Genomic DNA, 7066 nt, shown 5'->3' with positions numbered 1-7066 from the left:
GCGGACTCGAAGTCCCTGAGGCTGTGATCGATCTTAGCTTCATCTTCAGTGTAACGGACAAAAAGAAAGTTCCGGTAAGAATCGAGGTAAAACCTCAATTCCCACCGGAACTAATCTTAGATTGTTTGATTCTTGATCAGAAGACGATCACTGGCGTACCCAGCGGCACTGCTGCATAAAGCTTGGCCATGAAGGACGGCGGGTTGTTCACACAGCCATGTGAGCCATGCTTCTTGTACCAATCGCCACCGAATTTCGGCTGCCATGACGCATCATGCAAACCAACACCGGTGTAATCAATTGGCATCCAATAGCTGACCGGGCTGGCATATTTCGAGCCGTCGTCGTTATTGCCGCGAAGCGTCTTGTTGCGTTCTTTCTTCCAAACGAAGTCCACCCCTTTAGGCGTGTCTTGGCCAGGCTTGCCAGTGACGACCGCAGAGTTTAAGACCAGCTTGCCGTTTTGGTAGAAATACTCGTGCTGATTGGTGACGTCGACTTCAACATAAGTGCTGCCGATGTCGGAACCATCACTGTGGTAACCAGAACCTTGGTAAGAAATTTCTTGGGTGAAATCTTTGCCGGCTTTGACATCAGCAACTAACTTCTTAGCCGTGGTCGTTTGCATGATCGTCCAACCGTAAGTACCGCCTGGCACCGTGACTGTGCCGCGCTTGGTGGACTTGAAAGTACGCGTCTTGCCGTAAGTGTTGTACTGATCAGCCAACGAAGCGGTATAAGCTTCAACTTTGGTCAAGTCGACTTTGACGCCATGATCATAGCTCAGCCAGCTTTGAACAGTGCTTTGCGGGATGGTAACGACTTTGTTGGTGATCTTCACTTGCGCCTTGATGCCGGCGATTTTGGACAAGTCACTGGCGGCTTGCTTCAAGCTGCTCGACGTTGACGTGACTTTGGGCTGGGTGTAAGTGTCGGCCACAGCGACAGTGGTCTTGTCCGCACTAACGGCTTTGTTCACCGCACTGGCAAGCTTAGTCGCATCGATTTGGTTGCCGGCGACTTCTTTCTTGACCACATACTGGCCTTTTTCCGCAATGACTTTGGCGTCTTGCGGGGCCTTGCGGGTTTGGTTAAGCTTGGCGGCAAGCTGCTTGGTGTAGGCCACCAAGGCTTGGTTGCCAGCAGTCAAGCTGCTTTTATCTTGGCTGGACGCCAACACAGTGGCTGACAGACGCCAAGGGTTCTGCTTCTTTAACAGCTGTTTTAAAGTTTGGGTAAAATCTTGCTTTAAGCCCAGTTGGGTGCCAGTAGCAGTGGCAACCGTCTTGTTGCCATCGACCAATTTGACGGTGGTGTCAACGAAGTGCTTCTGCAACGCAGCATTAGCCTGCGCCACGCTTTGATGGCCGACATCCACGCCTAAGACGCTGGTTTTCGGCAGAAAACGGCTTTGGTAATGGTGGCTGCGAAGCGCATAACCGCCAAGTGCAACGACTGCAACAGCGACCAATCCGGCCACCCATGCGCGTTTGTTCTTCATGACTTATATCTCCTTGACTGCAATGCATTTGCGGCAGATCTCGATGTTATTATATCACATTCTTACTATAGACCAAGAAAGTGTCACGCAAGATGCTTTCGTCATGATACAATTTTTGCCGATTAATGACAATAATAATTCACAAACCGCATTTTATGCTGGTTTTAAAACCCCGTCGATCAGCTGATAAACATGATCGGCCATTTCAGTCAACCGCTCGTCATGCGTCACGATCACCACGGCTTTGTGCTGCTCATGTGCCAGTTGCGCCAACAGCTGCCCGACTTGCATGACACGCTTGGAATCCAAAGCAGCCGTGGGCTCATCGGCCAAAACCACCGCCGGATCAGGATACAACGCCCGCGCAATCGCTACACGCTGTTGTTGGCCGCCGGATAATTCAGCCGGATAATGTTTCAACAAATCGCTCAACCCCAACTGTTCAAGCAATTGTTTCAAGGTTGCTTGAGGCAAGTTGCCTTGAGGCTTGACCTTGTCAACTAACTTGAATTGATCAGCCACTGTCAGAAACGGCAGCAAATGATAAGCCTGCAGAATAAAGCCGATTTGCGTCAAGCGCAATTGCTCGCGGACTTTGGCTGCCGCATTGCCCAGATCCATCCCGGCAACGCTGACACTGCCAGTCGTAGGCGTCAACAAGCCGCCTGCGATCGTCAACAAGGTACTTTTGCCGCTGCCGGAAGGGCCTAAGATCAAGCTTACTTCCCCGGCAGCCGCTTCAAAACTGACATCATGCAAAACCTGCACACGCGCGGTACCTGTGCCGAAGAATTGATCGACATGCGCTAAAGTTAATGCGTTCATACTCATCCTCCGATCACACTGACTGGGTCAACACGCAACACGCTGCGCACTGGGATCACCGCACCAAGCATGGCGATGACGATCAATGCCAACGCCACAAGTGCCAAAGCCGGCACGGAAAAGGCCATCGGTACCGCCGCTGGCATGGCGATTGCCGTGGCAGCTGTCAAGATGGTGCCGATCACTAACCCGGCTACCACCATCAACAGCGCTTGGCTCAAGGTGCTTTTGACCAAAACTGAGCCTGGGATCCCTTGGGCCCGCAATACCGCGTAGTTTTGACGCTTTTGCATGGTCAAGATATACAAGAACACCGCAATGACGATCAAAGAGATCACCATTAAGAAACCGATCATCATTTCAAAAGTCATGTTCTGCGCCGAATAGCCAGGCAGCTTTTGAATAAAGGCATCCTTGCTGTAGGTGTGCAATTGCTTCGCCGGCGCTTTGGGGTCGGCTTTAGTGGAAACAATGGCGCTGGCTTGCATGGCAGTTGGCGCGTTCTTCAAACCAGTCCAGGCCCCTAAGCGGCCGTAAACCACCGGCGCCACAGACATCTTGGCGTTATGGGTGAAGCCGACGATTTTGTAGGCTTGGTCTTGGCCGTTAAGCGCAAAGGTGTCGCCGAGTTTGTACCCGGCGTCTTTAAAGGCGTCATCAACGACTAATTGATGGTCGGTTTGCGCCAAATGGCCGCTAGTCAAATCAAGGCGCTTGGCAACAAATTGGCTGTTGTCTAAGCCAATGAACGTCCCAGACACTTGGGTATGGCCGCTGTGTTTGGCCACGATCGCCGCATGGCCGATATATGCTTGGCTAGTCGGCAACGACTTGGGCGCATCAGCTTTATCGATCATCGATGCCGATAAGCTGCGGTTGGCGTCTTTGTCCAAAATAATGCTTTGAATGCCCCAAGAATTGATCGCCGCGGTATTTTGTTGGGCCAAACCCAACGCTAAGCTGGTCAAGATAAAAATCAAGTAACTGATCAACACGATCATCGCGATGATCAAACTGTAGCGCAATTTCTCTTTGCGCATTTCTTTCAATGCTAGAAACATCTCGCACTTCCTTTATTGGTCGATTAATGTTAACGCCTGGCGCAATTGCGTCAGCCGTTGGTTGGCGTGGTCTGGATCCAACAAACAAGCGCGAATCGTGTCATGGCACAACACTTTAATCGCCCAAGCGCTGGCTGATGGGCCCACAGGCGGCTCACTGGGCGCCAGCAGCCCTTGATTATGGGCAAAATGCTGGCGCAAGAATGCTTGATACCGCGATTGCTTGGCGCCTAGCACGAAGGCTTGCGTCGCTTTGAAATAATCACGCTCTTGCGGCAGATCTTGGTGAACTTCGATCATCACCTGCTTGAATAAATAGCCATACGCATCCGGCAGATCATCGAAATACTTATAGAATGCCCCGCGCGCGATCCCGGCTGTTTGCACGATCCGCGCCACTTGTGCTGTGGCCAACGAATGCGCCGAGAACTCTTGTAATAACGCATCAAGGATCCGCTGCTGTTTGGCTGCGTCCAGCCGTAAATATGTTTCAGAAACCAACGTTGCTCCCCCTTGTTCACCCATGTGACACCGTGTCAATAAGGCCAGTTTAGCACAAAGTGACACCGTGTCAATGATTTGCTGTAAATTAAATCGCAAACGACTTGATCTGGTGTGATTTCACTTGACTCCATTGTACAAGCCGGCGCGTTATTTTGCGAAGAAGTTGTGTTGCACCAGGCCCACCCAGCGGCTACACTTAAGTTGTTGTACAATGCCTTGCAGGAGGGTCGTTATGAATTCATTAGCTCACCCCTTGATCACCATTACCAATGTGATTTGGTGTTACGACCACACTACCCACCAAGTCAATGTCTTGTTGGTCCGCCGCAGCGGCGCGCCGTTTAAAGACTACTGGGCCTTGCCGGAAACACAAATGCAGGCGCAAGAAGGTGCGCATGTGGCCGCCTTGCGCTTGGTGCGCGAGAAATTAGGCTTGGCGCTGCCGCTGATCCATGCCGAGCAGCTGGCGACGTTCACTGCACCAGACCGCGTGCCTGGCGAGCGCGCCTTGTCGCTGAGTTACATGGTGTTTTTGCCGACGCGTCCGACTTTGATTCCTGGGCCTGGCGCCAATGATGTGGCGTGGTTTGCTTTGCAGCCGCCAGATCATGGCCGCTATAGTTTCACCCATGCCGGGCTGCGCTTTACGACCTTGCATGAAGACGAGTACCTCACCGGTCAAACGCCGCTGACTGGCTTGGCGTTTGATCACAACTGGATCTTAACGGTGGCATGCGCTCGCATCGCCAACAAATTGGATTGGCAGCCTACCGTGTTGTTGATTCTCGGCCCAAGCTTTACCTTGAAGCAAGCGCGCAGCGTGTATGCGGCGTTTGGCCAGAACGAACCGGACAACTCCAACTTCTTGCGCGACCATCAGAAGTTTCTGAAAGCCAGCGGTCTCAAGCCGCAAACCGGCCCTGGCCGACCAGCCAAGCTCTACGTCTTGACAGTGTCAAGTTAAGGGTGTAAAGTCCTCTTTAATCGAATAAAAGTCCATTCAACTTTTATATCTTGAGGAGGATTTTATGAAAGCACCTAAGCACTTATTATTGATCGTTGGTACCGCCTGGTTATTCGACGCAATGGACGTTGCGTTGTTGTCATTCATCATGCCGCTGCTCAAAGGCGAATGGCAATTGTCTGCCACCCAATTAGGGTTGGTCGGCGCCATGACCTCTATCGGCATGATCTTTGGCGCTGTGGCATGCGGGCGCTTGGCTGACACCTTCGGCCGCAAGCATGTCTTAATGGGCACGCTGATCTTATTCTCATTAAGCAATTTGGCGCTGGCTTTTGCGCCAAATGTCACTTGGTTCATGGCGATCCGCTTCATCACCGGGATCGGCCTTGGCGGCGAGTTGCCGGTAGCCGCCACCATGCTGGCAGACAACTTCACCGGCGTCAAGCGCTCGCAAATGCTGGTGCTAGGTGACAGCTTCTGGGCCTGGGGTTGGATCGTGGCCAGCTTGATCGCCTACTTGGTGATGCCGGCATTCGGCTGGCGCATCGCCGTGGCGGTAACCTTGATCGCCGCGCTTTACGCCTTCATCTTGCGCGAGCACTTGCCACAAGAAGCCCCGCGCACCCATGCCTTGCGTACGCCGTTTAAGACCTTGGCCAAACCTGAACACGCCAAGCCATTGTTCACACTGTCGGTAATGTGGTTTATCGTCATGTTGACGTATTATGGCATCTTCTTGTGGCTGCCAAGTGTTTTGACCATGCGCGGTTTCTCTATTGTCAACTCTTTGGGCTACACCTTGGCCATGAGCGTGGCGCAGTTGCCAGGTTATTACTTGGCCGCTTGGCTAATGACCAAGCTGTCACGCAAAATGATCATGGGCATCTACTTGATCGGCACCATCATCGCGGCTTTGGTCTTTGGCAACGCCAACTCCACGGCCATTATCCTGATCGCCGGGGCGGCCTTGTCCTTCTTTGATCTTGGCGCTTGGGGCACGCTGATCGCCTTGACGCCAGGTCAGTTCCCGCAAGCCGTGCGCGGTACGGCCATGGGCTTGGCCCAATCTGTCGGTCGCGTCGGTGCTACCATCGGGCCTTTCTTGGTGGGCTGGTTGTTTGATGCCAAGTTCAGCATCCACGGGGTGTTTGGCATTTTCGTGGGAATGTTGTTGATCGCCTTGGTGGTGTTAGCCTTTGGGGTCAAAGATTTCAATGTTGCCGATGAGGCAGAAAGCGAGATGAAAGCAGATGCCGTTAAGCTATGAACGCGTCGCTGCTCAGTTACAGAATTTTCTTGATGAAGACTTATTTACCGGAGACTTAACCGCTGCGCTGACTGCCGGCAAGCCAGCTTCCGGTACCTACTTAGCCAAAGGCAATGGCGTTTTTGCCGGCGGGCAGATCCCTGGCTTCTTGTATCGCTTGTTAGACGACCAAGTCACCTACGAACCCTTGGTTGAAGACGGTACTGCAGTCACTGCTGGCACCACCGTGGCCAAAGTCACCGGCGACATGGCCACACTCTTAGCCGCTGAGCGCTTGAGTCTGAACTTGATGCAGCGCATGTCTGGCATCGCCACCGCCACCGCCGAAGCCGTCGCGGCTTTGGCTGATGACTCGATTCAATTGTTAGACACCCGCAAAACCGCCCCTGGCCTGCGCGTGTTTGACAAATACGCGGTGCGTTGCGGCGGCGGGGTCAACCACCGCTTCGGCTTGTATGATTCCGCAATGCTTAAAGACAACCACTGGCGCGCAGTCGGCGACATGCAAACGGCGATCACCATGTTGCGCCGCGAGCTTGGCCCGACTAAGACCATTGAAGTCGAATGCGAAACCGAAGCCGAACTCGACGCCGCCATTGCTGCAAAAGTCGACATCATCATGTTCGACAACCAAACCCCAGAAACTGTGCGCCAATGGCAAGCCAAAGTCCCTGCCACCATCAAAACCGAAGTCTCTGGCGGCATTACCTTGGATAACATCCACGACTATGCGGGATGCGGCGCCACGTCTTTATCGCTGGGATATTTGACTAACAGCGTGAAGAATTTGGATATCAGCTTTAATTTGGATTAAGGCCGTAAGCACCCAACCAAATGACGGATTTTCAGCAACAATTTAGCGCGCTACACTTACCTCATCAATTCAAACTGGTGAGGTATTTGTATGGAAGAAAAGCCTGATGTTGTTCATTTTCAAATGGATC

The 7066-nt window shown here is 52.6% G+C and carries 7 protein-coding genes; 3 read left to right on the top strand and 4 right to left on the bottom strand.

Going from position 1 to position 7066, the window contains the following annotated elements:
• Positions 1 to 136: 136 nt before the first annotated feature.
• From ACGG90_RS14990 to ACGG90_RS14975, 4 genes are all read right to left on the bottom strand, one after another.
• Positions 137 to 1501, bottom strand: a complete 1365-nt coding sequence (locus tag ACGG90_RS14990) for a L,D-transpeptidase family protein (RefSeq protein WP_390410645.1) — start codon at positions 1499 to 1501, stop codon at positions 137 to 139.
• A gap of 153 nt (positions 1502 to 1654) precedes the next feature.
• Positions 1655 to 2326, bottom strand: a complete 672-nt coding sequence (locus tag ACGG90_RS14985) for an ABC transporter ATP-binding protein (protein ID WP_390410643.1) — start codon at positions 2324 to 2326, stop codon at positions 1655 to 1657.
• A 2-nt stretch (positions 2327 to 2328) separates the two neighbouring features.
• Positions 2329 to 3387: an FtsX-like permease family protein gene (locus ACGG90_RS14980; RefSeq protein WP_390410641.1), complete on the bottom strand. Its 1059-nt coding sequence runs from the start codon at positions 3385 to 3387 to the stop codon at positions 2329 to 2331.
• Positions 3388 to 3399: 12 nt separating this feature from the next.
• Positions 3400 to 3888, bottom strand: coding sequence for a TetR/AcrR family transcriptional regulator (locus ACGG90_RS14975; RefSeq protein ID WP_390410639.1), 489 nt, complete (start codon positions 3886 to 3888; stop codon positions 3400 to 3402).
• Between the two features lie 235 nt (positions 3889 to 4123).
• On the opposite strand from ACGG90_RS14975, the gene ACGG90_RS14970 reads away from it, so the two are divergent.
• The 3 genes from ACGG90_RS14970 to nadC all read left to right on the top strand — a co-directional run bounded on the left by ACGG90_RS14970 (position 4124) and on the right by nadC (position 6936).
• The gene (locus ACGG90_RS14970) at positions 4124 to 4855 is read left to right on the top strand and encodes an NUDIX hydrolase (RefSeq protein ID WP_390410637.1); all 732 of its coding nucleotides are present in this window, start codon (positions 4124 to 4126) and stop codon (positions 4853 to 4855) included.
• A gap of 64 nt (positions 4856 to 4919) precedes the next feature.
• Positions 4920 to 6122 carry an MFS transporter gene (locus tag ACGG90_RS14965; protein ID WP_390410635.1) on the top strand — a complete coding sequence of 401 codons (1203 nt, stop codon included), beginning with the start codon at positions 4920 to 4922 and terminating at the stop codon, positions 6120 to 6122.
• Entirely contained in the window at positions 6106 to 6936 is an 831-nt protein-coding gene (nadC, locus tag ACGG90_RS14960) for a carboxylating nicotinate-nucleotide diphosphorylase (RefSeq protein ID WP_390410633.1), read from the top strand. The genes ACGG90_RS14965 and nadC overlap by 17 nt, the downstream gene beginning before the upstream one ends.
• Positions 6937 to 7066: the final 130 nt, after the last annotated feature.

It is taken from the genome of Lacticaseibacillus jixiensis (assembly GCF_042847315.1).
GTDB lineage: Bacteria > Bacillota > Bacilli > Lactobacillales > Lactobacillaceae > Lacticaseibacillus > Lacticaseibacillus jixiensis.
The sequence above is the reverse complement of the archived record's forward strand: the minus strand, read 5'-3'. Positions and strand labels throughout refer to the sequence as shown.